We start from the raw sequence: 22,991 nt of genomic DNA on the forward strand, positions 1-22,991 counted from the left end.
TTCTCCTGTTGGTCTGTGTTTGTTAAATTCGTGCTGCACTGATGTAGTGCATGGGTGTATTACTACTATAGCACACCATATGTGTCAAACACTTTTTTTCAACTTTGTGCAGAAATTTGCAGATTTGCGTTTTTAAGGCAAAAAAGGCATGAAACGGCCATGCAGACTGACACGCTCGATAGGCGATTTTGCGTCGCGCCCATGATGGAATGGACAGATCGGCATTGCCGGGCGTTTCACCGCGTGTTGAGTAAAGGCGCGCTTCTATATACTGAGATGGTCACAGCCGAAGCACTCATCCATGGTGACCGCGCCCGTTTGATTGGCTTTGACGCAAGCGAACATCCCGTCGCGCTCCAAATCGGTGGCTCAGACCCCGCTAAACTGGCGGAGGCGACCAAAATCGGCACGGATTTTGGCTATGATGAGATTAATCTCAACGTCGGTTGCCCCTCTGACCGGGTGCAATCGGGCCGCTTTGGCGCGTGCCTAATGCGCGAGCCGGAGTTGGTAGCAGAATGCGTCACCGCCATGCAGGCCGCAACGCATTTGCCGGTGACAGTAAAAAACCGCCTCGGCGTCGATGATCAAGACCCAGAAGTGAGCTTATTTGGTTTTGTCGAGACGGTTGCAAAAGCTGGCGTCACCGTCTTTGTTGTGCATGCGCGCAAGGCGATCCTCAAAGGTCTCTCGCCAAAGGATAATCGCGAAATTCCGCCCCTGAACTATGATTTGGTGCACAGTTTAAAGGCCTCACACCCGCACCTTACCATGATCTTGAATGGCGGGATTGGAAGTATTGAGCAGGCAAAACGCGCAGTCACGGGTCTTGATGGGGTCATGCTGGGTCGCGCCGCCTATCATGACCCTGCCTTATTGGGCCATGTCGATGATGAGATTTTGGGCCACGATACCGCGATTGTTACGCCCGAAGAAGCTTACCGCGCTTTTCGACCCTATGTGGTGCGACGCTTGGGTGAAGGCGTGCCACTACACGCGATCACCCGTCATATGCTGGGCTTGTTTGCGGGCAGACCTGGCGCGCGCCTATTTCGGCGCCATCTGGGTGAGACCAGCCGCGCGGGGGCCGGGATTGAAGTCTATGATGAGGCACTGGCCTTGATCGAGCGCGAAGCAAGTCGCTTTGCGAGCCGTGGGCAGATCGCTGCTTAGGGGCTACCGCTTTATCGAGTGGCTCGCCGATACCAAGGTATCCTAGAGCCTGTATCGACCTCTTCACCTTCCTCGCCAAAAGCCAAAACATGGCCTTGCTCAGCCCGCAATTCGAGAACCCAGCGCACCCGTTCGATGACAGCGGCACCATGACTGCTAATTGCAAACACAATATAAAAGCCGACAAGCTCCGCAATATGGCTGTCTTGAAACCGCGTGTGATTGATCATGCTGGTAACCATGTAGACCATGAAGCTAATCAAGATTAGCATCGACACCACCAAAAGCGCCCTGCTCAACCGAGTCCGCCGTTGGGGAATACCACTTTGATAAGTTGGATTACGCAAGTCGTCGCGGTCACCAAGTGGCGTCCCGATGAAAATTACGAGGAAATTGGCGAGAATCAGCAAGATGGGGCCAAATGGCGCGTGGGAAAAGTAATTGAACGAAGAACCCTCCAAAGAGCTGTCGATCCCCCGGCCAGGCAGAATCTGAAAAATAATCCCGACAGCGATTGATACAGTAAGCATGCGATAGGCGCGCTGACCCAACTCTGCGATGGCGCACGTTATCCTTGTCTCCACATCGGGTGCTATGGGTCGCTTGTCGGTTCAAAACCATATTTTTTGGGGACTAGGCTGTTGGCTTACAGTTTCGGTCATATGGCCTCGCTAGGAAGTCTGCGCTAGGTACGGCTTTGGGGGCAGTTGGTCGAATGGGATAGGCCATCTTCGAAGTAGACGCCCTCAACCTAGCCCCCTACATCCACCCTTGAATAGACTTAGAGGCTAGTGCCAATCACTCAATCTGGCAACCTAGGATTTAGCGGAGATTTAAGATTATCTTCTAAACCAATTGATCGACCCGCGCGGCAACAATATCGACCAGATCGCCCATAATCTCGGTGATCTTAAAGTCCTTGGGCGTATAGACAGCCGCGACGCCAAATTGCTTGAGCGCGCGGGCATCTTCTGGCGGAATGATACCGCCCACCACCACGGGCACATGTGCTAGCCCTGCTGCCCGCATCCGCGCCACCACATCGCGCACAAGGTCTAGATGCGATCCAGACAGGATAGAAAGACCGACCGCATGGGCACGCTTTTCTACTGCACGTGCAACAATTTCTTCGGGCGTCATGCGGATGCCTTCATAGGTCACATCCATGCCCACAGCGCGGGCGCGTGTCGCGATTTGTTCGGCCCCGTTTGAGTGGCCATCAAGGCCCGGCTTCCCAACCAAAAAGGCCAATTTGCGGCCTAGTTTTTCGCTGATCGTATCAACCTTTTTGGACACGGCTTCGATATCTTCGCCCTCGATGTTCACAAGCAGCGAAACCCCCGTTGGCGCGCGATATTCCCCGTAAATACTGCGCAATAATGTGCCCCACTCCCCAGTGGTGACACCGGCTTTGGCACACGCGATGGACGGCTCCATGATGTTGCGGTTTTCCCGCGCTGCGGTTTCCAAGGCCGCAAGAACCGCCGCAACGGCAGTAGGGTCGCGGGTGGCGCGCCACGCATTTAATCGTTTGATCTGATCGGCCTCCACCATCGGGTCTACGGTCTGGATCGCACCCTCCCCAGCGGATAAAGGTGATTGTTCTGTATCGGTCCAGCGATTGACGCCAACCACAGTTTGGCTGCCTTGTTCGATGCCAAGCAAGCGGTCACGATTGGCCTGCACCAAACTTTCTTTCATATAAGGCACCGCAGCAACTGCCCCGCCCAGAGCCTCGATCTTAGCCAGCTCTGCCTTAGCGCCGGCCACCAATTCAGCGACCTTTTTTTCCACCACGTGCGAGCCTGCAAACAAATCCTCATATTCGAGAAGATCGGTTTCATAGGCTAGAATTTGTTGAAGCCTAAGGCTCCATTGCTGATCCCATGGGCGGGGAAGGCCTAAGGCCTCATTCCACGCAGGCAATTGCACGGCACGCGCACGGGCGTCCTTGCTCATGGTCACAGCCAATGTTTCAAGGAGAATGCGATAGACGTTATTCTCAGGCTGGGGTTCGGTTAGGCCCAAGGAATTGACCTGCACGCCATAGCGAAAGCGGCGCATAGCAGGATCGGTGACACCATATCGATCCTGGCAAATCTCGTCCCATAAGACGTTAAACGCGCGCATCTTGCACAGCTCCGTCACAAAACGAATGCCGGCGTTCACAAAAAAGCTGATCCGGCCCACCACGGCTGGGAAATCATCGGGGATGACTTGCCCTTGCGCTTTAACTTCATCGAGCACGGCAATGGCGGTGGCGAGCGCAAAGGCCAATTCCTGATCGGGCGTCGCACCTGCTTCTTGCAAATGATACGAGCACACATTCATCGGGTTAAACTTAGGCGTTTCCTGCAAGCACCAGGCAATCGTGTCAGCAGTCAGTTTCAAGCTGGGTGCAGGGGGAAACACATAGGTCCCGCGTGAGAGATATTCCTTGATCAAATCGTTTTGCGTGGTGCCTTGCAGCTTCTTGCGGTCGGCCCCCTGCTCATCCGCCAAAGCGACATAAAGCGCCAGTAGCCAAGGAGCAGGCGCATTGATCGTCATGCTGGTATTCATGGTTTCAAGCGGTATACCCGAAAACAAGGTACGCATGTCTCCCAAATGGCTAATCGGCACACCCACTTTGCCGACTTCACCCTTGGCCAGCACATGGTCCACCTCATAGGCCGTCTGGGTCGGCAAATCGAACGCAACCGACAGGCCCGTCTGCCCTGCGGCAAGGTTAGCGCGATAGAGCGCGTTGGACTTCTGCGCCGTCGAATGGCCACCATAGGTACGAAAAATCCATGGTTTATCGGGGGTGTGTTGAAAGGGCTGGTCGGTCATTGGCGCGTCCTTGTGCAAAGGCGAGATGGCATAGGCACCGGGCAAGTTGCAAGGGGAACTTCTTGAGGCTAGGGAAGGGAACAAGAAAAAGCCGTCAGAACTCGATTATTCAGGCTGTCACCTTGCAGATCAATGGGCGTTGAAAACTGAATTTTCTGGACAGATTGAATAATTATAGCTATGTCTGGATTAAGTCTGGATTGAATTATGGCCTCCCAAGTCGCTGCGTTTGACGCAAAGCAAAAGCTGTCTGAACTCTTAAACCGCGCGCATGGCGGCGAGACGATTGTCATTACGCGTCATGGCGTGCCCTATGCTAAATTGGTACCCATTGAAGCGCCTGCCGATCGCCAAGAAGCCAAGCACCACTTGTTGGAGCGGTTGCGTACTCAGGCGAGTTTAAATCTGCCACCTGTGCCGCGTGAATGGCTTTACGAGCGCGATTCTATCTAATCAGGCGTTTTAGTCCTAAGCATAGACAATCTCCCCGTATTGAATCATCAACCCTTTAACCGTGGCTGGAATGTCGCGCTTGCAAGCGATCCTTGGATAAGCCTATCTTTGCACAAGCGCTGGAGGCCCAAACCTTGAACCCTACCCTCTCGATCCACCCCTGGTCACCAGATCTAGCTGGCGCATTCCACGACATCAATATGCAATGGATTGAGGCGATGTTTGGGTTGGTGGCAACCGATCGTCTGGTGCTGGAAAACCCCCAATCCATGATCATCGACAAGGGCGGGGATATTTTATTTGTCTCCGTTGAAGGGCTTGGGATCGTTGGGGCTTGTGCTTTGCTGCCCGCTAAAGACCTTGGCACATTTGAATTGGCCAAAATGGGCGTCTTAGACAGTGCGCGCGGGCAAAAGGCCGGGGAGTTCTTGCTGGCGGCTGTCCTTGAGCGCGCGCGAAAGATGAAGATTGAAACCTTGTTCCTTCTGACCAACAAAAAATGCGAAGCCGCGATCCATCTTTATGAGAAGCTAGGTTTTGTGCACGACCCCGATATCATGGCCCGCTATGGCTGCAATTATGAGCGCTGCGATGTCGCGATGCGTTATAGTGTGTAGGCCTGACCTTTTTGGGTTGTCGCAAACCTTCATAAACGGCCCAGTTAGAACGGCCTTTCTAGACTAGGTCAGAAGAAACTTGACAATTTATGCTGCAGTGCAGCACATACCTGTCCCATCACACACCTAGTTTACGGCTAAAATTGAATGTTTTTACCTTCAAAGTGTCGTGAATTAAAAATATATTGCGTAAATGGCCGTAACCTTTAAATCAGGTCGGTTGGTAAGGAGCATTCGGGATGCCGACAATAGACCCAGCAGCACCACAAGTTTCAGCTGAGCCCCTGCTCGATCTGTATCCCGTCGGCCAAATCCCTCCTGCCTTTCATGTACCCAAAACCATGTGGGGGTGGGCGATCCGCAAAGAGCGCCACGGCCGTCCGCTAAAGGCTATGCAACTGGAAGTCTTGCCCACACCTGAAATTGATAATGACGAAGTGCTCCTGTTGGTGATGGCCGCTGGCGTCAACTATAACGGGGTTTGGGCTGGGCTTGGTGAACCAGTCAGCGTACTGGATGGCTATGACCAAGATTACGCCGTTGTCGGCTCTGATGCGGCGGGGATCGTGTGGGCCGTCGGTAAAAATGTTAAGCGCTGGAAGCCCGGTGATGAGGTCGTTGTCCATTGCAATCAAGACGATGGCGACGATGAAGAATGCAATGGCGGCGACCCGATGTTCTCGAGCAGCCAGCGCATCTGGGGCTATGAGACACCAGATGGGGCCTTTGCCCAATTTGCCCGCGTCCAGTCCCGCCAACTGATGACACGGCCCAAGCATTTAACGTGGGAAGAAAGTGCTTGCTATACCCTGACATTAGCCACTGCCTATCGCATGTTGTTTGGTCATCGCCCTCATGTGCTTAAACCCGGTCAGAATGTATTAGTGTGGGGGGCCTCAGGCGGGCTTGGCGTATTTGCGACCCAATTGTGCGCGGTTTCAGGAGCCAATGCTATTGGCGTGATTTCAGATGAGGGCAAGCGCGACTTTGTGATGTCGATGGGCGCTAAAGCTGTCCTCAACCGCAAGGATTTTGATTGCTGGGGCCAATTGCCGCTCGTCAATGGGCCTGAATTCAATTCCTACATGAAGGAAAGCCGTAAGTTCGGAAAAGCTATTTGGGCGGTAACGGGCAATAAGGACGTCGACATCGTCTTCGAACATCCTGGCGAAAGCACATTCCCAGTATCCGTCTTTGTAACCAAGCGCGGCGGCATGGTCGTTATTTGCGCCGGGACCACAGGGTTTAACTTAACCATGGATGCCCGTTTTTTATGGATGCGGCAAAAACGCGTTCAAGGTAGTCATTTTGCTAACCTCCAACAAGCCAGTGCGGCCAACCAATTGGTAATAGAGCGACGAATTGACCCATGTATGTCCGAAGTCTTTGCTTGGGAGGATATTCCCTTAGCCCACGAAAAAATGCTCGATAACTTACATCTCCCTGGTAATATGGCGGTTTTAGTATGCTCACCCTGCCCTGGGCTTAGAACGTTTGAGGACGTTATCGAGGCATCCCGATCAGTTTAGACGTGGGAAATAAAATTTTATCTTGCAGTAAGCCAAATTTAAGTTACATTCTTTTAAAAACAAACATTTTCGGGTCCATTGCCGGTTAATTAAGATGACACAGCTCAACACTAACCCACCATTAAAGCAGATTGGCATTCGTAAGTTACATCATTCATTAGGCGCTGAAGTATCAGGCGTTAACCTTGCTGCACCTATGGGCGGGGAAATATTCTCATATCTGTGTGAAGCCTTGCTCAAGCACAAGGTATTAGTATTTCGTGAGCAACAGTTGAATACTGAGCAGCAAATCACATTTGCCCGGCGTTTTGGACCCTTAGATGTTCATCCAACCCGTGAAGTCGATGAAGTTAATCCTCACATCACGCGCGTTACCAAACAGGTTAAAACCCTTAACCAATACATAGAATTGAATTCAGATATGACTTGGCGTGAACGCCCACCCATGGGATCGGTCATGCGGGTCGTTGCAGGACCTGTTACGGGCAGCGTTGGCCAGTTTATAAATATGGAAGCTGCCTATGACGCGCTAAGTGATGCCAAAAAAGACTTCACCTGCTCCTTAAGATCCAAGCATGATCTATTACATGCCCTCCCTGACTTAAGTGTGCGTGACTCCTTACAGTTAAAATCTAAGTTTCCGGTGCAAACCCACCCATTGATCCGGACGCATCCAGAAACACGCAACCGAATTTTATTCATCCATAAGGCCTACACCATCGGGGTTGTTGGCATGTCACCGCAATCGAGTAAGTGGCTTTTGAACTCTTTGTTTGATACCCTCTTCAAGCCCGAGCACATTTTTAGCTTTCATTGGACACCTGGAACAGTTGTTTTGTGGGACAATCGCTCATGCCAATATCATGAAGATGCCAAGTCAGTTGCACCAGATCACGTGATGGAGCGTGTATCTATCACTGGAGATCGGCCATTTTTCGATCCACAAATTGCCAACACAGCGATACAAAATGGGGAGAATGGAGACATTTTGGGGTTTAAAATCGAACCTCTTGACCCCAAACCCATGTATAAGCAACCAAGTAAATCAAACGCTGCTTAACGCTCCACTGACTTGGGAATTAACCTTGATTGGGACCTTCTGAAAATATCTGCGCGGTTTCTTGTGGCGTCAACACGACAAATGACCCGACAGCAAGTGTTGTCGGCAACATTAAATCACCAATTTGATCGCGGTGTAGGCTCACCACATGATTGCCTATAGCGGCAAACATCCTTCTAACTTGATGATAGCGTCCCTCAAAAAGGGTCAAAACTGCCGTACGCTCGGAAGTGACAACCAAATGGGCAGGTAACAAGGGTTTGTCTTCGCCCTCCAACATCATGGTTCCAGATGCAAATAGGGGAGCCTCTTGTCCTGACAAGGATCGATCCAAACCAACAACATAGCGCTTCGGAATATGGTGTTTTGGCGAGATAATTTTATGGAGTAGCTCACCATCATCGGTCATCAAAATCAGTCCAGATGTATCTTTGTCCAAGCGGCCTATGGTAGACACAACAGGTTCGCGCGCGCGCCAGCGTTCGGGTAATAGGTCATAAATCAACTTACCTGCTTCTTTATGGGAACAAGTATAACCTAAGGGCTTGTGCACCATCAAAACCATCCCTGGCAAAGGATCGATGGCATTGCCCCGAAGCAATAGACGCTTGGGTAAATCATCGCTCAAAGCAAGTTTGACAGCCCCTTCCTCGAGCGTGATCCCATCCAACACCACCCAGCCAGCCTTCACCATCAACGCAATTTCACGGCGCGAGCCATAACCCATATTGGCCAATAACCGATCGAGCCGCATGGATTTAGGTCTAGTGCTCACAATATCGCCTGATAGACTTTATAACCCAAAGCTTCGCGACATAGGGTAACTGACTTAAAATGAGCTCGTAACACAGCCTCATAAGGAAGATGACGGTTGGCGGTTAGCCATAAACATCCCCCAGGTCTCAACGCATCCGCGGCGCGCTCAATCATCCTTATGCCAATGCTGATATCTTCTTTGCCCGAAAAATGAAAAGGGGGGTTCATGACTATTGAGTCCAGATGGTTGACCCCCGCCCCCTCTTGACACAAATCCACCCAGACAGCTGAGAAACGTGGATCGGTGATATTTGCCACAGCAGCCTTTATCGCACGCCGATCACGGTCAAATCCTGTCACAGCACTCACCCCTGCATGGGTGAGAACAGCCTTAGACAATACACCAGAGCCACAACCAAAGTCACCAATCCGTCCAACCAGCTGCGGCAACACAGTCAATAGGCAGGCGGTTCCAATATCTAATCGATCCCAACTGAACAAACCAGGTTGACTGAGTAAGCCAAGATCAGTCACCAGCCTTAATTCGCCCGCACTAATCGCTTCCTCTATACCATAGAGAACTTGTGGACGAGGTGCTGTAGTCATGCGGTGGTGCCGCTTAGGCTGATCTCGAACCAAAACACCAAAGCTGGCCAATTCCTTTGCCAGTCGCGTGCCGCCCTTATCTTTAGGGGCAAAAATACAAATGGGTGCGCCGATTTTCAAAGCCCGTAACGCGAGGGCCATCTCATGGCGGCGTTCGACTGTATTTGCAGGTGCCCACATGATAAGGCCGTCATAAGTTTCGTGCTGGAGCGCTTCAAGTGGTACTGAGCCTGGCCAAAAAGGGGAAACCTGTAGGCCATCAAGAGGGAGCGTCACTAAATCGGTTGGAATATCGCCATAGATAATCGTCCTACTCATGATTTCGTTCCGATCTGCCATGCCTGTCGTGTTAAGCTTAGATCGGCATGCGCATGATTTCCTGATAGGCTTGGATAGCCTGATCGCGGAAAGCCAGCATGGTCTCCATTTGCACTTCGGCAGCGGCTACGGCCGTGACCACATCAATCATTTCAGCCTTGCCGGTTGCGGCTTGAGCCCCTTGGATCTCCGCTGCCTTGGTTGCATCAACTGTGGCCGCCACTTGTTTGGCCAACATAGCTGAAAAATTAAAATCCGTATCGGCGACCGCAGGGCCCGAGGTGAGTATGCCCGTTGGTGGTGCAGCACCATAGGCCTTGGCGGCTAAAAGAGCGGCTGAATTCATAGTTCAGGTTTCTCCTGATCAAAACGAAAGGGATTTATCGACGCAATACGTCGATGGTTCTCGACATCATGGCCCGCGCACTTTCGACAACATTCAAATTGGCTTCATAAGCACGCTGCGCCTCACGCATATCCAAGGTTTCGATCAACGTATTCACATTAGGCATTTTGACATAGCCTTCAGCATTGGCACCTGGATGGGTTGGGTCATACCGCAAGCGATAGTCAGAATTATCTGGGATTACTTTGGTCATTTTGACTTCGGTTAGCCCCTTTTCACGGTTCAAAACCTGACCAAAAACAGGTACCTTACGCCGATAAGGGTTATCGGCTGGATTGGGTGCAGTATTATTGGCATTAGCGATGTTCTCAGCAATTACCTTCATCCGTGCCGTTTGTGCACGAAGTCCAGAGGCAGCAACATTTAGCGCATCATACATATCAGCCATGGTCTAACTCCCTATTGCGGTTTGCGGGCCGCCAAACGCATCAATTGCAAACCTTTTTGATAAAGGCCCATAGCAGCATCATAACTCATTCGCGTGTCGGCAACTTTAATCATTTGTTCTTCCAAAACAACTGAATTGCCATCGAGCGTTGTTTCACTGTCGGGTGAGCGAATGATTTTTCCAGCGCTGGGAGCTGGTGGCCCGCCATCCATATGGTTGGCATTTGTTTCTTTCATCCTGACCAGTTCCAAAGGTGCTGCTCCGGGAACGCCACGGCGAGCTTGGGGCATTTGACGTTCAACAGCATCGACAAACAACCGATTATTGAGGTCTTTGGCAACAAATTTTGGCGTAGACGCATTGGCAACATTGTAGGCCAATACTTTTTGGCGCTCATTTAAGAACCCCAGTCGCTCCTTTAGAACAGCAAAAAAAGGTGTATTGGCGATACTCATTGACAGATCCTAGCGATTCTTTGCACCAGTATGATTGGCGTGATTATGGTTAAGTACTGATTAAGAAAACCATCGCACCCACATTGCATAGATCCAGCAACCCCATCGATACGCCGTAAAACAGGGAAAATAGAGGATTATGAACTTCTTCGACCTTATTCGTGCCCTTGCCGCTTTATCTTTAACTTTGGGTTTGTTGCTTGGTGCTGCATGGCTTGCCCGCCGTTATGGCCTGATGCAGGGGCAGTTACCTAACTCTGGAAAAGGGCGACTGAAATTAGTTGAGCAGCTCTGGCTAGATGCGGGAAGGACTCGTGCCATTGTCCTGCGATGTGATGATCAAGAGCATTTGGTGATCATCTCCCCAACTGGGGCGACCGTACAGAGCATAGCACCGATTAACCAAGATCCAGCCACAATTGCGGATCAGACATAAGATTAGGCAGCAGCCCATGAAGAAAACCACCCCACTTAAAGCACGTAGTCCATGCGAGCTGAACAAGATACTCAAGCGCTGGGCCATCATCCTAATCAGCGCTATGGCAGCTTCCATGGTGGGTGTAGCTACGGCTATGGCTCAGACAGTCAATCTAGATCTTGGTAACGGAACCGGCTTGACCGAACGTGTGGTTCAAACAATCGCGCTGATCACAGTTTTATCTCTAGCCCCATCCATCGTGATCATGACCACAAGTTTTGTGCGTATTGTGGTGGTGTTATCTTTATTGCGCACGGCCATAGGCCTCCAACAGGCCCCCCCCAATGCTGTTATGGTCTCCCTAGCCATATTTCTAACCGCCTTTGTGATGCAGCCTACCTTTGAGCGGGCTTGGAAGGAGGGGATTGGCCCGATGACGAAACAAGAGCTCACCTTACAACAGGCTTGGCCAAAATCCACAGAACCACTCAAGCAATTCATGCTCGCCCAAACGCGCGAAAAGGATTTGGGCCTTTTTATTCGACTGGCCCGCATCCCTACACCACCAACCCCACAAGCCTTGCCATTAAGGGTGGTGACACCCGCTTTTATGATCTCAGAATTACGACGTGCGTTTGAAATAGGATTTTTGCTGTTTGTGCCATTTTTAGTGATTGATTTGGTGGTGGCCTCGCTCTTGATGGCGATGGGGATGATGATGTTGCCGCCGGTTGTTGTTTCGCTACCTTTTAAACTGATTTTCTTTGTGCTTGTTGATGGCTGGCGGTTGGTAGCTGAAAGCTTGGTTCAAAGCTTTAGAGCTGTGCCACCGATTTAAGCTTGGCCACGTGTTGTTGATCTGACCAATCTAGCGCATCGAGACTTGATTTGGGGACGCCCGATTTTGGGATGCTTGGTTAGAGGAAAATTGATCGGGGGGAGGGTCACGTGGTGCATCAAGAGTTGGACGCGAGTTGGCTCTTTTGGGTGTGGCTTTAGGTTGATTTTGAATGGGGGGCCGAGTGACTGGGCGTGTTGCACCTGCCTCTGGATTAAGCGGTGGTGGGATTTTAGTTATGGGTGCTGAGCGTCGTTGCAAGGGCGGCATGAGGGGTGCGGGAGGTTTTGCCGCTTCAGGGTTAGGCTTTGGCCGCAAACCCTCTGGCAAGACTGCTAATAGGGTTGATGCTAGTTTACCCGTTGGATTACCATCTGATACACCATTGGCGTTTTCAGCCATAATGGCTTGATTTTCTATCGGTGCCTCAATGTCATTGAGCCGGGTGCGTAAACGACGCATTAAACCGTCATAGGGCGAACCACTGGTCACTGAATTCACTGCTGCCACAAGGGTAGCATTGGACGGTATAGCCGTATCGGTCAATACTTTGAAGGCTTCGGCATTGGCACTTTTAGCCATGGCAGGTCCATAAGTGCGCGCCAATTCTCGATTATTAGCCGTCTCACGCGCCATGGCTTGGGTAACAGCCACCCGCAACACTTCACCGGCATCTTCTGGGCTAAGTCGCGGTTGAACCGGGGGCAAAGTAGCCCGCGCATTAGCAGCCGCATTCGGCCAGTCTTTGGCACGCATATAAATCTCGGTGCGTAAACGGGCAGCGTCGCGGGATCCATCAAATTCAATGGTTTCAAGTGCATGATCGCGTCGACCGAGCTCTGCTAAACTTGCCGCTTCGATCAAACGACGTTGCTGATTAAGGGCTTCTGGCAATAAAGCCACACGGCTATTCCAGATGGCACGAAGCGCATCTTCAGGCCGACGGTCCATCATGTAAATCGCGGCTAAATCTGTAGAAACTTGCGCTTTTGCAAACCCTTCCAATCTTTTATCTACTTGATGTTGTAATAATTGAGTGGCTTGGGGCAAAAGATCGAGCGCGACCAAACGTTCAGCTAAGCCACGCACCATCCGATCGCCGTCTGGTCCGATAGGTGCGAGATTTCTGAAATCATAAAATAGCGCAAGCGCCTGAATAGGATCCATTCCATCTGCCCCACCTTCCAAGAACAATTGCTTAAACTGATCGGCAAGTTCTATACGTAAACGCCGCGCAGCTGGAAGTTCTGGGCGCAATGTCATCGCGCTGGCCATGGTAGAAAGGCCGGATCTAACATCACCAACTTGAATATAAAGCGAACCTAGCAGTCGTAACACGTCTATTTCCAAATCATCCCCGCGCCAAGCAAATCGCAATCCATCCAAGATACGGATAGCCTCTATTGGATTGATTTTGCCGGTACTCAATCCTAAATTGACCTTCTCATAACTTGCCCGCGCGGCTATTTCTGGATCGGGTGCTGCTGCTAATTTGGTCAAAGCAAATAAGGCTTCATCGCTACGACCTAACCTCGCCATCGAACGGGCCGCTAATAAAGCAGCCTGCAATTGTGTGACTGGCTCTTGAGCATCACTTTGGGCAGCACTTGCTGCGATATTGGCTAAAGAAAAGTCGCCTAAATCCATCGCTGCTTCGCCATTGGCGATCGCGAAACGTGCGCGATAATCAGGTTCGAACAAACGTAATGCAGGTTCACCACGTTCAAAGCGTAGCCGCGCCTCACCTAAATTCCCATTTTGATAGGCAGCCAGTCCAGCCCATAATTGCGATGATGGATCATTACCCAATTTAGGGTCACTCAGTTTGGTAAAGGCATCTTTGCTGTTTCCCGTCATCAATGTTGCGATACCCTCAAGCGCGATGAGGTCAGGAAATTCTGACGCGACCGGAACATCGTCGCGCACTTGGCGTATAATCCCAGCCGCTTCTGGCCCCATGTCCCAACCAAGATAAAATCGTGCAAGATCCAAACGTGCCGCCATCGCCATACCTGTGCCACCTAGCTCTGCAGCGGCTTTACGGCGTAACTTACTGAGATTAGGAATAAAATCGGCTTTTGCACCTTGTTTCCAAGATTTAAAATTGACAAAACCCGGCGGAGTGACAGGATTTTCGGTCACATTATCTTCGTCGGACAATCCAGATAAGGCCATGCCTTGTGGACGCACCAACACAAACCCATCCACAGATCGGCGCAACTCAAAATCTTCGGTGCGCGGAATGACAGCCAAGCCTTGGTAAGTCTCCGGTAATGTGGCCTCCAAGAATGAACGTTGGGCTTGTAATGCGCTAACAGGGCCGAGGGATAGCCCTAACAATAAAGTATCTCCCACCCCAGGGTCGGTCATAACACCTGTAGCCGCACCATCGGGTACAATGGCCTTGACCCGAGAGGTCCCATCGAGCGCACGCTCACGATCGATTACGATGTTACGGGCGACACTAGATCGTTCAGGCGATAATGTGATGCGCCACTTGTTGCCCATCGCGCTTGGTATGGCGTTGACTTCGGGTGGGGCAACAATGCGAACCCCCGATACCCCATTCCCACGAAGTGTTTCAATCCGACTTAGATATTTCCCACTCGCAACCCGGCCAATATCTACATTGGCTGCCGTGGCAAACATAGCATAGATCGAATCTCCACGACGAAAGATAACCGATGCGGCGGGTGCTTGAAAATCAAATTCGAGCTGGAGGCCAGAAGCAATCATAGCACTGCTCATCTTGATCCGACCTGAAGGCGCAGGATCAGGACGCTGAGTAAGGGCAGCTTGTTCATTTAACGTCGATTGCGTGGCTGGATTGGATCCTTGCTCACTTGTCTTAGCAGCATTTTCCTTCGCCTCTGCCTTTTTGGCTTCCGCTTTTGCACGCACAGCAGCAGCTTGCTGTTTAAAGCCCGTGACGGCGTCACTATTGGCCCCTGCCGGTAAGATATCAATAACGATGGCATTGCCATCACGATTATGACGCACCACACTGCCAGGTTTGACATCGAGTACCAAAGAAGTGTCTGTTGCAGAATTGTAACGTGCCGCATCCAGCACCCCTTCTGGGGGCTGATTTCGTAAAGAGGCAATGTCAAACGCAAAAAGCCCAGGCAGTGCTATCGCCAGCCTATCGCCGCTACGCGAATAGCCATAATTGGGTAAAGGTGATTGCGAACCCTGACGCGTCAAGCGCAATCTCGTAAATTCCTTAGACGGTAGTATTTCAACCAATACGCGTGGAGCCCCAATTGGAGCTGGACTATTAATCATCTTTTTGGGCTGAACATCGCGATCTGGGCTTAGCTCTTCTTGTCCCTGATCGTCATTGTTTTGTTCAGATATGCCTTGGTAAGGTGGCGGATCAGGTGCATCTGCCAAGACAAAATCGAATGCTTGGATATTTGAAAAACGGCTTTGAACAACCCTTGTGCCTTGTAACAAAACCATACGAATGGTGCGTTTATCGGCGCTTAAGGCTGCGGAAGCTAAAAAATCAGGTGCACCTCTTACAAATTGGATTGGATCAGCCTCGACGGGTCGTGGTAAACGAATGAACGCTAAACCATTATTGGGCGGCGCGTTGGCGCTGGCACTTAGATTGGTTCCTGCAGGCCACTCAATTAACAAGCGTGCATAGGTTGGATTTTGAGTTGCAGATAATGTGACCCCAGCCAGACCTTTAACCGGTGGGGCTTTAGCAGCTGCAGGTGGGTTTGCTTGCCCATAGGCAAAGGGTGGCGCTGCCAGCGCGACGCACAAGATATAAGCAAGTAATTGACGCAGCTTGGCCATCTGGTCTCTAAATCAAAAATAGCTATGTGCTGAACCCAAGAAGCTCAGCCGTATCATCACCCTACTTATCAAGCATGGCGGTTAAATTGATCTTACCAAATAAAGGGTGTTGTCACTTATTTAATGTAAATGTCAGACTACTTCAACTTAGTGTGCGTTCATGTGCATCACGCGCCTTTATCAAATGCATCATTTTACCAATTAAAGCTATAAAATATTGATTTATATGATATATATTTCAAACTGCACCAGATAAATGAATACGCAGTTCACGCCAAGCCCCGTTTGTCTTGCGACATAAAGGTGAAAAGGGATCATTTGAGACACAAATTGGGCAGGTGAGCGCTCATAACCGCTATTTTGGGGCGGCCGGTGTTTGTCCAGATGCTGCTTTTGCTGCTGCTTGCGGTGTCCTAGGGGCATTGGGTGCTTTGGTCACAGGTGAACGCGGGGGGGTTGGACCCGCTCCAGCTGGTGTTGAACCTTGAGCAGCGGATGGACTGGTAGCTTGCTGGGAAGCAGGCGCAGGTGACGGTCCCGCTTTAGGTTGTGGAGTTAATGCAGCTTGTTGCCCAACCGCATTGGCGGGTGGCGCATTGGCGGGTGGCGCATTGGCGGGTGGCGCATTGGCTGCGGCTGCACCCGTCTGTGCTGGAAGTGTTTTAGCCGCAGGCAGTTGTGCAGGGGCATTATTGGCAGTCAGAGGTAAGACTGGGGGATTTAACTCTGCTAGGCGGCTTGTCACTTCACGGGCACGTTCAGGCGACATTTTAGCCAAGATGAGCGAAAGGGATTGCTCCTTCATTTTTTGAGCAATTTTCAGCAGAACCTCAATATCGAGACCCTCCCATACCCTACCAGCCTCTTTTGGTTTCATCTTCTCATAAACGCGGACTAGACCCGCAATACGCTGGGCTTCCAATTCATCGACTTGGCCCAATAACTTTTGAATACCGGCTTCAACTTCTTTGAGCGATGCCAGTTTATCTTGAATTTTTGCGTCCGCATTGGTTAACAGATTTTCACGGGTGATGAGTTCACGTTCTCGCGTATCAAGCGCCTGCCGGCGTTCTTGCAAGGCTTGCAACAAACGATACTCAGCCGCACTAATACCCGCTTCCTTGGCTAAATCGACAGGCAAACACATAGGCGGCCCCACTTTTTGGCCAGGGGGTGAGGAACCAGCCTGTGCAGCAGGTACTTGAGCTGTCCCAACCTCCTTTGTAGCTTCGCCCTGAGCAAGCGCATTGGTAGCATCAAGAACAACACGCCCAACCTGAACAGCTCCAACGATGCCCAGCGCCAACGCCAGACCCGTTAATGGCCTTATGTTAAAACTCATCTCAATCCGCCCCATTTTTCAGAGGTTGGGCGATCCCGGCGCTTCAGGCGAAATTCATCATCCAATGGATCGTCATTCCAGCGTAAATCGTGCTGGGCTTCACGGTCTACCCTTGAAGGAGCAGACTTACCCTCTAAGGCACGCGCGGTTGAGGATAGGAATTTCAAGGTGTCAGCTGCTGCGCGCGCCTCTTGAATGCCGCGCTCTAAATGCGTTTGGGCCTCCTGTGAACTCGCTTTAAGTGTGGCCACGGAGGCTTCAGCGCGCCCCACTGCCAAAGCCAATTCTTTAGCAGCTGCTGCCACACCATCCTTGCCTTCCCGCAAGGCTGTGATTTTTCGGTCCAAACGGATGCATAAAAGAGCCACCACCAACATAGCAATCGCCAGAATGATTTGGGCGGCGGGGATAAAATAGGCGCTCATTGACTTAATAATTCCAATCTAGCAGAGTTTGATAAAGGGGCATCCAAGCTTAAAGCAATAGCGCGCCCCAACTTACCCATCCGCCCTTTGGTTAAGGGAATTTGTCCACAACGTAATTCTACGCTTCCATCAGGTGGCTGATTTAAAAACACTGTTTCACCAACCTTCAAGTTTAACAAACGACCCAATGGAACAGGCAGTTCATCCAACACAGCCTCAACCTGCATATCAGTTGACCATAATTCGGTCGCCAAGTGACCTTCCCAAATATTATCGCGGCCAAATTTCTCACCCATAAATTGTTGGATTAACATTTTACGGATTGGTTCCAGCGTTGCATAAGGTAGCAAAAGCTCTACCCGGCCACCCCGATCTTCCATATCGATCCGCATCTTGATCATGATTGCCGCGTTGGCAGGCCGGGCAATTGCGGCAAAACGAGGATTGGTTTCAATACGGTCCAGGGAAAAATTCACTTGCTTTAGCGGCTCAAATGCCGATTGCATGTCTTGTAGAATTACTTCGACCATCCTAGTCACCAACATACGTTCAATGGTCGTATAGGGACGCCCTTCAATACGCATAGCTGTGGTACCGCGCCGCCCACCTAATAGCACATCGACAATGGAATAAATCAAATTGGAATCTACGGTCATCAAACCATAATTGTCCAATTGTTCCGCCCGAAATACGGCTAAAATTGCCGGCAGTGGGATGGAGTTAAGATAATCACCAAATCGGATAGAGGAAATATGATCCAACGATACTTCGACATTATCAGAGGTAAAATTCCGCAAACTAGTCGTCATCAATCGCACCAAGCGGTCGAAGACGATTTCCAACATCGGCAGGCGCTCATAGGAAACCAACGCGGAATTAATGATACCGCGAATGCCGTTTTTCTCGTTTCCTTCTTCGTCGCCTAAATCAAAGCCGAGGAGGGAATCGATTTCATCTTGGTTGAGAACCCGCTCGGCTCCAATGGCCATGGCTGAGAGTTTTGCCTGTCTCATTGCCGACCATAGCCTCCCACCCGCTGCTTCGGCTTCCCAAGCCGCAGCCATGGCATCTTGATCGACTTCATCCGCCATTACTGAACCAACATTTCTTCAATTAACACATCATCGACTTGTGCTGGGGCAACCGCAAGATTAACGCGTTTGAGCAATTCCAGTTGCAGCCGCGAATAGCCCGCTGACCCGGCGATATCTTCGGCCCGCAACTCCCGCAAAAAGCCGGTAAATTGATCTAGAATCCGCGGCAATAGCGGCCTGATTGTTTCAGCGGTTTCGGTATCTTTAGTTTGCAAAGTTAGACGCAGCTTTAAATAGACCGGACGGGCATCGGAGGTCACAATGTTGACGATAACATCTGGAACGGTCATAAAGCCCTCGCCATTGGGGCCCTCTGAGATTTTGATGCCACCTTCTTGTTTGGGCTGTCCCTCCTTACCTTTTTCCCCGCCCTTTGCCTCGGCCCCCTTTTTTTCTTCCTTGTTCTCTTTGGCTTTATCCTTAGTCTTTTCGGGGGATTCCGCGGTGGCGGGTTTATTAAAGAGCAAGAAATAAGCGGCAGCACCGCCACCCAAGAGAACAACAACTGGAAGAACGATGAATAAAATCAATTGCTTGCCAGCAAGCTTCTTTTTCCCGCTTCCTTCGGCATCTGCTGCCACATCGTCCTTTTTGTCCGCCTCATCTGCCATTTGTATCTCGCCATTTTGCGTGCAAAGCCCGACTCACGGGTCTTATATCATGTAATTGTCTTAAGTGCTTAAGCCAATCATGGTTAATGAAATGTCACCAAATTAGAGGAAGGCGGCAAAATCTGCCCAGACTAAGCCCATTAGCTGGCTAACAAGCTATTCTTTCGCGGCAATTCTTACCTATCTTTCGATTTGTCATTATTAAACATCTGTATTTCAAAATATTTTATTCTGGCCCGTCCTTTGCATCACAGGTGCAAGCTCAGAACAATCGGCACTAAAATGTACCTCGAGCACCCCAGAAGGTAGACAAAAGAGATGGATAATACACTTCTCATAACCCTATCCGCCCAAAATGCGATCCGGCGGCAAATGGATGTAGCTGCCAATAATATGGCGAACGTAACAACGGCTGGTTTTAAATCTGAGGCGGTGTTGTTTGAGCCGGTTATTCGCCGCCCTGCTTCGATCAAGGAGCGACCTAGAACCATTGAATTTGTGCGCGACTATACAATTGCCCGTGACTTTCGCCCGGGTAGCTTACAGCGCACCGATAATCCGCTTGATTTCGCTGTGGCTGGTGAAGGATATTTTACGGTTCAAACCGGCCAAGGCCTAGCCTATACGCGCGATGGACGCTTTCAAATCAACCCCGAAGGCACGATCGTCACAGGTGATGGGCGCCCTGTTTTAGATAATTTAGGTCAGCCGATTGTTTTAAATGTTGCAGCAGGATCGCCTACCGTCGGCAAGAATGGGACAATTACACAAAATGGCGTGCCCGTTGGTCAGTTTGGTATTGCCCGCTTTGATCGCCCAGGCGCATTAGACAAGATTGGTGATAATTTGTGGCGACCAAACAATGAGGTTGCCCAAGTCGCTGCTGACCCACAAATCGTACAAGGCATGATTGAAGGGTCCAATGTCGTTGCAGTAACCGAGCTAACACGCATCATGGAAATAAGTCGCGCCTTTGAAAGCGTGACGCGACTGCAAAAACAAGCCGAAGAATTACGTGGACGGGCGATTGACCGCCTAGCCCGTGTTCAATCCTAAATAATATGAGGAACTAAACCTATGCGTTCGATGAATATTGCAGCAACTGGTATGTTGGCTCAACAATTAAACGTAGAAGTCATATCCAACAATATTGCCAATATGAATACCACAGGCTTCAAGCGCCAGCGCGCAGAATTTCAAGATTTGATCTATCAAAATTTAGAGCGTCCAGGTGCAACCACCTCAGATTCTGGTACCATTGACCCAACAGGGGTCCAAGTTGGCTATGGCGTTAAAACTGGCTCTGTCTATCGTATCGCCGAGCAAGGAAGTTTGTCCCGCACGGACAACAAATTTGACTTAGCCATCAATGGGCGCGGTTATTTTCAAGTGTTATTGCCAGATGGCAGAACGGCTTACACAAGAGCTGGCAATTTTTCTTCATCACCAACTGGGCAAATTGTTACGGGCGACGGCCTGATTGTGCAGCCCGAAATTCAGATTCCTGAAGGCGCACTTGATTTTTCCGTCTCACCCTCAGGTCAGGTCCAAGCGGTTCTATCTGGGCAAACGGCACCCCAAGATGTCGGTCAATTGACCCTTGCGACTTTTGTGAACCCAGCAGGTCTTGAAGCCTTAGGCGATAATTTGCTCGTTGAAACAGCAGCTTCAGGCCCTGCAACTGTGGGCAATCCTAATGTCGCGGGACTGGGATCGATCAATCAAAGCTATGTGGAAGCGTCCAACGTCAATCCGGTGTTTGAGATTTCCGCTCTGATCATTGCCCAACGTGCCTATGAGATGAATTCAAAGGTCATCAATGCGACCGATGAAATGATGCAAGCTACTTCACAAGTCCTGAGATAGGAATGATTGAATGCGGTTGAAAACCCCAAAATCCATGCTTTCCAAGCTGCTGAGCAACGCCCTCCTCCTCATGATGGGATGGGCCAACATCGGTTCGGCGGTTCAAGCCCAAATCATCACTCCAAGCTTGAGGCATGGGGAACCAGAATTAAGATTAAAGCCCATGCCTCAAGCAAGTGGATCCTATATCACTTTTGGTGATGTATTTGAGCATGCAGGGGCACTGACAAACCAGAATCTTGCCCGTGCCCCAATTGCAGGTCAAACTGTGGTTTTTGGTGTTGGGCCGATGCAAGCGCGCATTCGCGCCTCTGGAGCGGTCTGGTCGAACACAGAAGGCGTGCGCCAGATCGTAGTCTCAAACGCTACCCCTGTCGGTGAAGCCAATACCAACTCATCCAATCCAGGTTATCAAACCGTTGCCGCACCAAAAGATACACGCCCGCAGCCAAAAGTGATTGCCGCCCTGGGGCGTGCTATAGCGCGGGGTGAGGAAATACGTGCTGAGGATATAGTTTGGCTCGATGCACCAAGTCTTGCACCCCGCGATGCGCTTGAGGATGCTGATTTTCTCATTGGGAAAACGGCTAGACGGGAATTGAATGCCCATATGCCATTGCGCGCCATCGATGTCATTGAAAAACCAGCTATCAGACGCAATGAAACTGTCACTTTGGTCTATGAAGCTTCTGGTATAAAATTATCTTTGCGGGGTCGCGCGTTGTCTGATGCGCCCCTTGGCGCAACCGTTCGGGTCGTCAATCCTCAATCTAAAAAAATCCTTGATGCTATCGTCGAAGGCCCCGGAACAGCGCGCGTTGTGATGAGCCAAGTTTCAGCCCAATTCGTCAACAGGAATGGAACCAACTAATGCAAAAGTTGACTATGATCTTATGTGCGGGCCTATGTGTAACCGGATGTGCCTCTACGCTTGCAGAAGTAAGTCAAGTGGGCAAACCCCCTGAAGTCAGCCCTATCTATAACCCTGCCTATAGTACAACGGGTCGGCGGCAAGTCGTGATGCCGATGCCAACCGCGCAAGGGCAAATTGCCGCATCCAACTCCCTATGGAAAGCTGGATCACGGCAGTTTTTCAACGATCCACGCGCTTCCAATACGGGAGATATTCTAACCGTTTTGATCCAGATCAATGACCAAGCCCAAGTCAATAATTCTACGGGAAGGACGCGTTCATCAACTTTGGATTCAGGGGTCACCAATTTTCTCGGCTTGGAGCAATTGCCTGGTAAACTCCTACCACAAGGTTTTACACCCAACACAGCTGTTGGCGTATCGTCAGGTGGCACATTTGCCGGACAAGGCCAAGTGGCCCGCAACGAAGTTGTGACTATGACGGTTGCGGCGATCGTTACCCAAGTCTTACCAAATGGCAATTTGGTGGTCGCAGGGCGCCAAGAAGTTCGTATCAACAATGAATTACGCGAACTTTTGGTTTCAGGTATCGTACGCCCACAAGACATTACTTCGGCCAACCAAGTACGTCACACCCAAATGGCAGAGGCGCGCATCTCTTATGGCGGGCGTGGCCAGATCAGCGCCTATCAGCAGCCCCCCAAAGGCCATCAGATCATGGAAGCCATCAATCCGTTTTAGCAACATGGGCCAGCAAGCCTTGGCCGGAGCAGGAAAAAGAGCGCAGCACGGTTGCAGTCTATGGATCCAAGAAACGCTTCTAGTTTAATGTGATGGCCTTTTACATTCTCTATAAAGGTTACACAGACCAGATAACCTTCAAAGCTTCACCAAACATGAACTCTTTGACTTTAAGGTATATTGTCATCATCAACGACGACACTTCCAGACATGATGTCCCATCAACTACCCATTAGTATTGGATCGTTTCATCGTCTGATTGAGTGGACTGATTCTCGATCCTTGCAGGAGTCTAGCTGGCAAACTGGCATTCCTCAGCATGATCGTCCATCCATAGCGACATTTAAGCGATGTTAGAACAACAACAAAGCCGGGCGCGTCTT

The 22,991-nt window shown here is 50.5% G+C and carries 23 protein-coding genes; 11 read left to right on the forward strand and 12 right to left on the reverse strand.

What is annotated here, in order from left to right; genetic code table 11:
* The first annotated feature begins 159 nt into the window (after nucleotides 1-159).
* Entirely contained in the window at nucleotides 160-1,173 is a 1,014-nt protein-coding gene (dusA, locus tag PsB1_RS08045; protein ID WP_284360317.1) for a tRNA dihydrouridine(20/20a) synthase DusA, read from the forward strand.
* An 11-nt stretch (nucleotides 1,174-1,184) separates the two neighbouring features.
* Here the strand turns inward: dusA and PsB1_RS08050 are convergent, their stop codons facing one another.
* Entirely contained in the window at nucleotides 1,185-1,757 is a 573-nt protein-coding gene (locus PsB1_RS08050; RefSeq protein WP_284360318.1) for a hypothetical protein, read from the reverse strand.
* A gap of 262 nt (nucleotides 1,758-2,019) precedes the next feature.
* Complete coding sequence (locus PsB1_RS08055) at nucleotides 2,020-4,005, reverse strand: ethylmalonyl-CoA mutase (RefSeq protein ID WP_284360319.1); 1,986 nt, start codon at nucleotides 4,003-4,005, stop codon at nucleotides 2,020-2,022.
* Nucleotides 4,006-4,212: 207 nt separating this feature from the next.
* Here PsB1_RS08055 and PsB1_RS08060 point away from each other — a divergent pair, with 207 nt between their 5' ends.
* The 4 genes from PsB1_RS08060 to PsB1_RS08075 all read left to right on the forward strand — a co-directional run bounded on the left by PsB1_RS08060 (nucleotide 4,213) and on the right by PsB1_RS08075 (nucleotide 7,664).
* Nucleotides 4,213-4,458 (forward strand): type II toxin-antitoxin system Phd/YefM family antitoxin, encoded by a 246-nt coding sequence (locus PsB1_RS08060; RefSeq protein WP_284360320.1) that lies wholly within the window; start codon nucleotides 4,213-4,215, stop codon nucleotides 4,456-4,458.
* 92 nt (nucleotides 4,459-4,550) lie between these two features.
* A complete protein-coding gene (locus tag PsB1_RS08065; protein ID WP_284360322.1) occupies nucleotides 4,551-5,075 on the forward strand; it encodes a GNAT family N-acetyltransferase in 525 nt (174 codons plus the stop codon).
* A 239-nt stretch (nucleotides 5,076-5,314) separates the two neighbouring features.
* Nucleotides 5,315-6,604, forward strand: coding sequence for a crotonyl-CoA carboxylase/reductase (ccrA, locus tag PsB1_RS08070; protein ID WP_284360324.1), 1,290 nt, complete (start codon nucleotides 5,315-5,317; stop codon nucleotides 6,602-6,604).
* A 94-nt stretch (nucleotides 6,605-6,698) separates the two neighbouring features.
* The gene (locus PsB1_RS08075) at nucleotides 6,699-7,664 is read left to right on the forward strand and encodes a TauD/TfdA dioxygenase family protein (protein ID WP_284360326.1); all 966 of its coding nucleotides are present in this window, start codon (nucleotides 6,699-6,701) and stop codon (nucleotides 7,662-7,664) included.
* A 19-nt stretch (nucleotides 7,665-7,683) separates the two neighbouring features.
* On the opposite strand, the gene PsB1_RS08080 is transcribed toward PsB1_RS08075, so the two are convergent.
* The 5 genes from PsB1_RS08080 to PsB1_RS08100 are packed head-to-tail and all read right to left on the reverse strand — an operon-like array spanning nucleotide 7,684 to nucleotide 10,593.
* Nucleotides 7,684-8,439: a pseudouridine synthase gene (locus tag PsB1_RS08080; protein WP_420887897.1), complete on the reverse strand. Its 756-nt coding sequence runs from the start codon at nucleotides 8,437-8,439 to the stop codon at nucleotides 7,684-7,686.
* Complete coding sequence (locus PsB1_RS08085; protein WP_284360328.1) at nucleotides 8,436-9,365, reverse strand: class I SAM-dependent methyltransferase; 930 nt, start codon at nucleotides 9,363-9,365, stop codon at nucleotides 8,436-8,438. The genes PsB1_RS08080 and PsB1_RS08085 overlap by 4 nt, the downstream gene beginning before the upstream one ends.
* A gap of 16 nt (nucleotides 9,366-9,381) precedes the next feature.
* Nucleotides 9,382-9,690, reverse strand: coding sequence for a flagellar hook-basal body complex protein FliE (gene fliE, locus PsB1_RS08090; RefSeq protein ID WP_284360330.1), 309 nt, complete (start codon nucleotides 9,688-9,690; stop codon nucleotides 9,382-9,384).
* Between the two features lie 34 nt (nucleotides 9,691-9,724).
* Nucleotides 9,725-10,138 (reverse strand): flagellar basal body rod protein FlgC, encoded by a 414-nt coding sequence (gene flgC / locus PsB1_RS08095; protein WP_284360332.1) that lies wholly within the window; start codon nucleotides 10,136-10,138, stop codon nucleotides 9,725-9,727.
* An 11-nt stretch (nucleotides 10,139-10,149) separates the two neighbouring features.
* A complete protein-coding gene (locus PsB1_RS08100) occupies nucleotides 10,150-10,593 on the reverse strand; it encodes a flagellar biosynthesis protein FlgB (RefSeq protein WP_284360336.1) in 444 nt (147 codons plus the stop codon).
* A 139-nt stretch (nucleotides 10,594-10,732) separates the two neighbouring features.
* Between PsB1_RS08100 and PsB1_RS08105 the strand changes: the two genes are divergently transcribed.
* Both PsB1_RS08105 and fliP read left to right on the forward strand, forming a co-directional pair.
* Complete coding sequence (locus PsB1_RS08105; protein WP_284360338.1) at nucleotides 10,733-11,029, forward strand: flagellar biosynthetic protein FliO; 297 nt, start codon at nucleotides 10,733-10,735, stop codon at nucleotides 11,027-11,029.
* A gap of 16 nt (nucleotides 11,030-11,045) precedes the next feature.
* Nucleotides 11,046-11,849 (forward strand): flagellar type III secretion system pore protein FliP, encoded by an 804-nt coding sequence (gene fliP, locus PsB1_RS08110; protein ID WP_284360339.1) that lies wholly within the window; start codon nucleotides 11,046-11,048, stop codon nucleotides 11,847-11,849.
* A gap of 30 nt (nucleotides 11,850-11,879) precedes the next feature.
* Here fliP and PsB1_RS08115 read toward each other — a convergent pair whose 3' ends face one another.
* From PsB1_RS08115 to PsB1_RS08135, 5 genes are all read right to left on the reverse strand, one after another.
* The gene (locus PsB1_RS08115; protein WP_284360341.1) at nucleotides 11,880-15,656 is read right to left on the reverse strand and encodes a tetratricopeptide repeat protein; all 3,777 of its coding nucleotides are present in this window, start codon (nucleotides 15,654-15,656) and stop codon (nucleotides 11,880-11,882) included.
* 355 nt (nucleotides 15,657-16,011) lie between these two features.
* Nucleotides 16,012-16,998 (reverse strand): MotE family protein, encoded by a 987-nt coding sequence (locus tag PsB1_RS08120; protein WP_284360343.1) that lies wholly within the window; start codon nucleotides 16,996-16,998, stop codon nucleotides 16,012-16,014.
* Complete coding sequence (locus PsB1_RS08125; protein WP_284360346.1) at nucleotides 16,995-17,423, reverse strand: DUF6468 domain-containing protein; 429 nt, start codon at nucleotides 17,421-17,423, stop codon at nucleotides 16,995-16,997. Before PsB1_RS08125 ends, PsB1_RS08120 begins: the two co-directional genes overlap by 4 nt.
* The gene (gene fliM / locus PsB1_RS08130) at nucleotides 17,420-18,436 is read right to left on the reverse strand and encodes a flagellar motor switch protein FliM (protein ID WP_284360363.1); all 1,017 of its coding nucleotides are present in this window, start codon (nucleotides 18,434-18,436) and stop codon (nucleotides 17,420-17,422) included. Before fliM ends, PsB1_RS08125 begins: the two co-directional genes overlap by 4 nt.
* A gap of 77 nt (nucleotides 18,437-18,513) precedes the next feature.
* The gene (locus PsB1_RS08135; RefSeq protein ID WP_284360347.1) at nucleotides 18,514-19,128 is read right to left on the reverse strand and encodes a flagellar basal body-associated FliL family protein; all 615 of its coding nucleotides are present in this window, start codon (nucleotides 19,126-19,128) and stop codon (nucleotides 18,514-18,516) included.
* A gap of 318 nt (nucleotides 19,129-19,446) precedes the next feature.
* Between PsB1_RS08135 and flgF the strand changes: the two genes are divergently transcribed.
* The 4 genes from flgF to flgH are packed head-to-tail and all read left to right on the forward strand — an operon-like array spanning nucleotide 19,447 to nucleotide 22,608.
* Nucleotides 19,447-20,184 (forward strand): flagellar basal-body rod protein FlgF, encoded by a 738-nt coding sequence (gene flgF, locus PsB1_RS08140; protein WP_284360348.1) that lies wholly within the window; start codon nucleotides 19,447-19,449, stop codon nucleotides 20,182-20,184.
* Between the two features lie 21 nt (nucleotides 20,185-20,205).
* The gene (gene flgG, locus PsB1_RS08145) at nucleotides 20,206-20,994 is read left to right on the forward strand and encodes a flagellar basal-body rod protein FlgG (protein WP_284360350.1); all 789 of its coding nucleotides are present in this window, start codon (nucleotides 20,206-20,208) and stop codon (nucleotides 20,992-20,994) included.
* A gap of 10 nt (nucleotides 20,995-21,004) precedes the next feature.
* On the forward strand, nucleotides 21,005-21,865 hold the full coding sequence (gene flgA / locus PsB1_RS08150) for a flagellar basal body P-ring formation chaperone FlgA (RefSeq protein WP_284360353.1): 861 nt from the start codon (nucleotides 21,005-21,007) through the stop codon (nucleotides 21,863-21,865).
* Nucleotides 21,865-22,608, forward strand: a complete 744-nt coding sequence (gene flgH, locus PsB1_RS08155) for a flagellar basal body L-ring protein FlgH (protein WP_284360355.1) — start codon at nucleotides 21,865-21,867, stop codon at nucleotides 22,606-22,608. Before flgA ends, flgH begins: the two co-directional genes overlap by 1 nt.
* The last annotated feature ends 383 nt before the right edge of the window (nucleotides 22,609-22,991 follow it).

This window comes from Candidatus Phycosocius spiralis, from assembly GCF_030158815.1.
Classification (GTDB): Bacteria; Pseudomonadota; Alphaproteobacteria; order Caulobacterales; family Aquidulcibacteraceae; genus Aquidulcibacter; species Aquidulcibacter spiralis.

What these genes read in the sequence shown, in the direction of transcription:
- PsB1_RS08075 (WP_284360326.1), top strand. Translation starts at nt 6,699, where the DNA reads ATGACACAGCTCAACACTAACCCACCATTAAAGCAGATTGGCATTCGT.
- fliM (WP_284360363.1), bottom strand. Translation starts at nt 18,436, where the DNA reads ATGAGACAGGCAAAACTCTCAGCCATGGCCATTGGAGCCGAGCGGGTT.
- PsB1_RS08125 (WP_284360346.1), bottom strand. Translation starts at nt 17,423, where the DNA reads ATGAGCGCCTATTTTATCCCCGCCGCCCAAATCATTCTGGCGATTGCT.
- flgG (WP_284360350.1), top strand. Translation starts at nt 20,206, where the DNA reads ATGCGTTCGATGAATATTGCAGCAACTGGTATGTTGGCTCAACAATTA.
- PsB1_RS08060 (WP_284360320.1), top strand. Translation starts at nt 4,213, where the DNA reads ATGGCCTCCCAAGTCGCTGCGTTTGACGCAAAGCAAAAGCTGTCTGAA.
- ccrA (WP_284360324.1), top strand. Translation starts at nt 5,315, where the DNA reads ATGCCGACAATAGACCCAGCAGCACCACAAGTTTCAGCTGAGCCCCTG.
- PsB1_RS08100 (WP_284360336.1), bottom strand. Translation starts at nt 10,593, where the DNA reads ATGAGTATCGCCAATACACCTTTTTTTGCTGTTCTAAAGGAGCGACTG.
- flgA (WP_284360353.1), top strand. Translation starts at nt 21,005, where the DNA reads ATGCGGTTGAAAACCCCAAAATCCATGCTTTCCAAGCTGCTGAGCAAC.
- PsB1_RS08135 (WP_284360347.1), bottom strand. Translation starts at nt 19,128, where the DNA reads ATGGCAGATGAGGCGGACAAAAAGGACGATGTGGCAGCAGATGCCGAA.
- PsB1_RS08085 (WP_284360328.1), bottom strand. Translation starts at nt 9,365, where the DNA reads ATGGCAGATCGGAACGAAATCATGAGTAGGACGATTATCTATGGCGAT.
- PsB1_RS08105 (WP_284360338.1), top strand. Translation starts at nt 10,733, where the DNA reads ATGAACTTCTTCGACCTTATTCGTGCCCTTGCCGCTTTATCTTTAACT.
- flgF (WP_284360348.1), top strand. Translation starts at nt 19,447, where the DNA reads ATGGATAATACACTTCTCATAACCCTATCCGCCCAAAATGCGATCCGG.
- flgH (WP_284360355.1), top strand. Translation starts at nt 21,865, where the DNA reads ATGCAAAAGTTGACTATGATCTTATGTGCGGGCCTATGTGTAACCGGA.
- PsB1_RS08120 (WP_284360343.1), bottom strand. Translation starts at nt 16,998, where the DNA reads ATGAGTTTTAACATAAGGCCATTAACGGGTCTGGCGTTGGCGCTGGGC.
- PsB1_RS08055 (WP_284360319.1), bottom strand. Translation starts at nt 4,005, where the DNA reads ATGACCGACCAGCCCTTTCAACACACCCCCGATAAACCATGGATTTTT.
- PsB1_RS08115 (WP_284360341.1), bottom strand. Translation starts at nt 15,656, where the DNA reads ATGGCCAAGCTGCGTCAATTACTTGCTTATATCTTGTGCGTCGCGCTG.
- flgC (WP_284360332.1), bottom strand. Translation starts at nt 10,138, where the DNA reads ATGGCTGATATGTATGATGCGCTAAATGTTGCTGCCTCTGGACTTCGT.
- dusA (WP_284360317.1), top strand. Translation starts at nt 160, where the DNA reads ATGCAGACTGACACGCTCGATAGGCGATTTTGCGTCGCGCCCATGATG.
- fliP (WP_284360339.1), top strand. Translation starts at nt 11,046, where the DNA reads ATGAAGAAAACCACCCCACTTAAAGCACGTAGTCCATGCGAGCTGAAC.
- fliE (WP_284360330.1), bottom strand. Translation starts at nt 9,690, where the DNA reads ATGAATTCAGCCGCTCTTTTAGCCGCCAAGGCCTATGGTGCTGCACCA.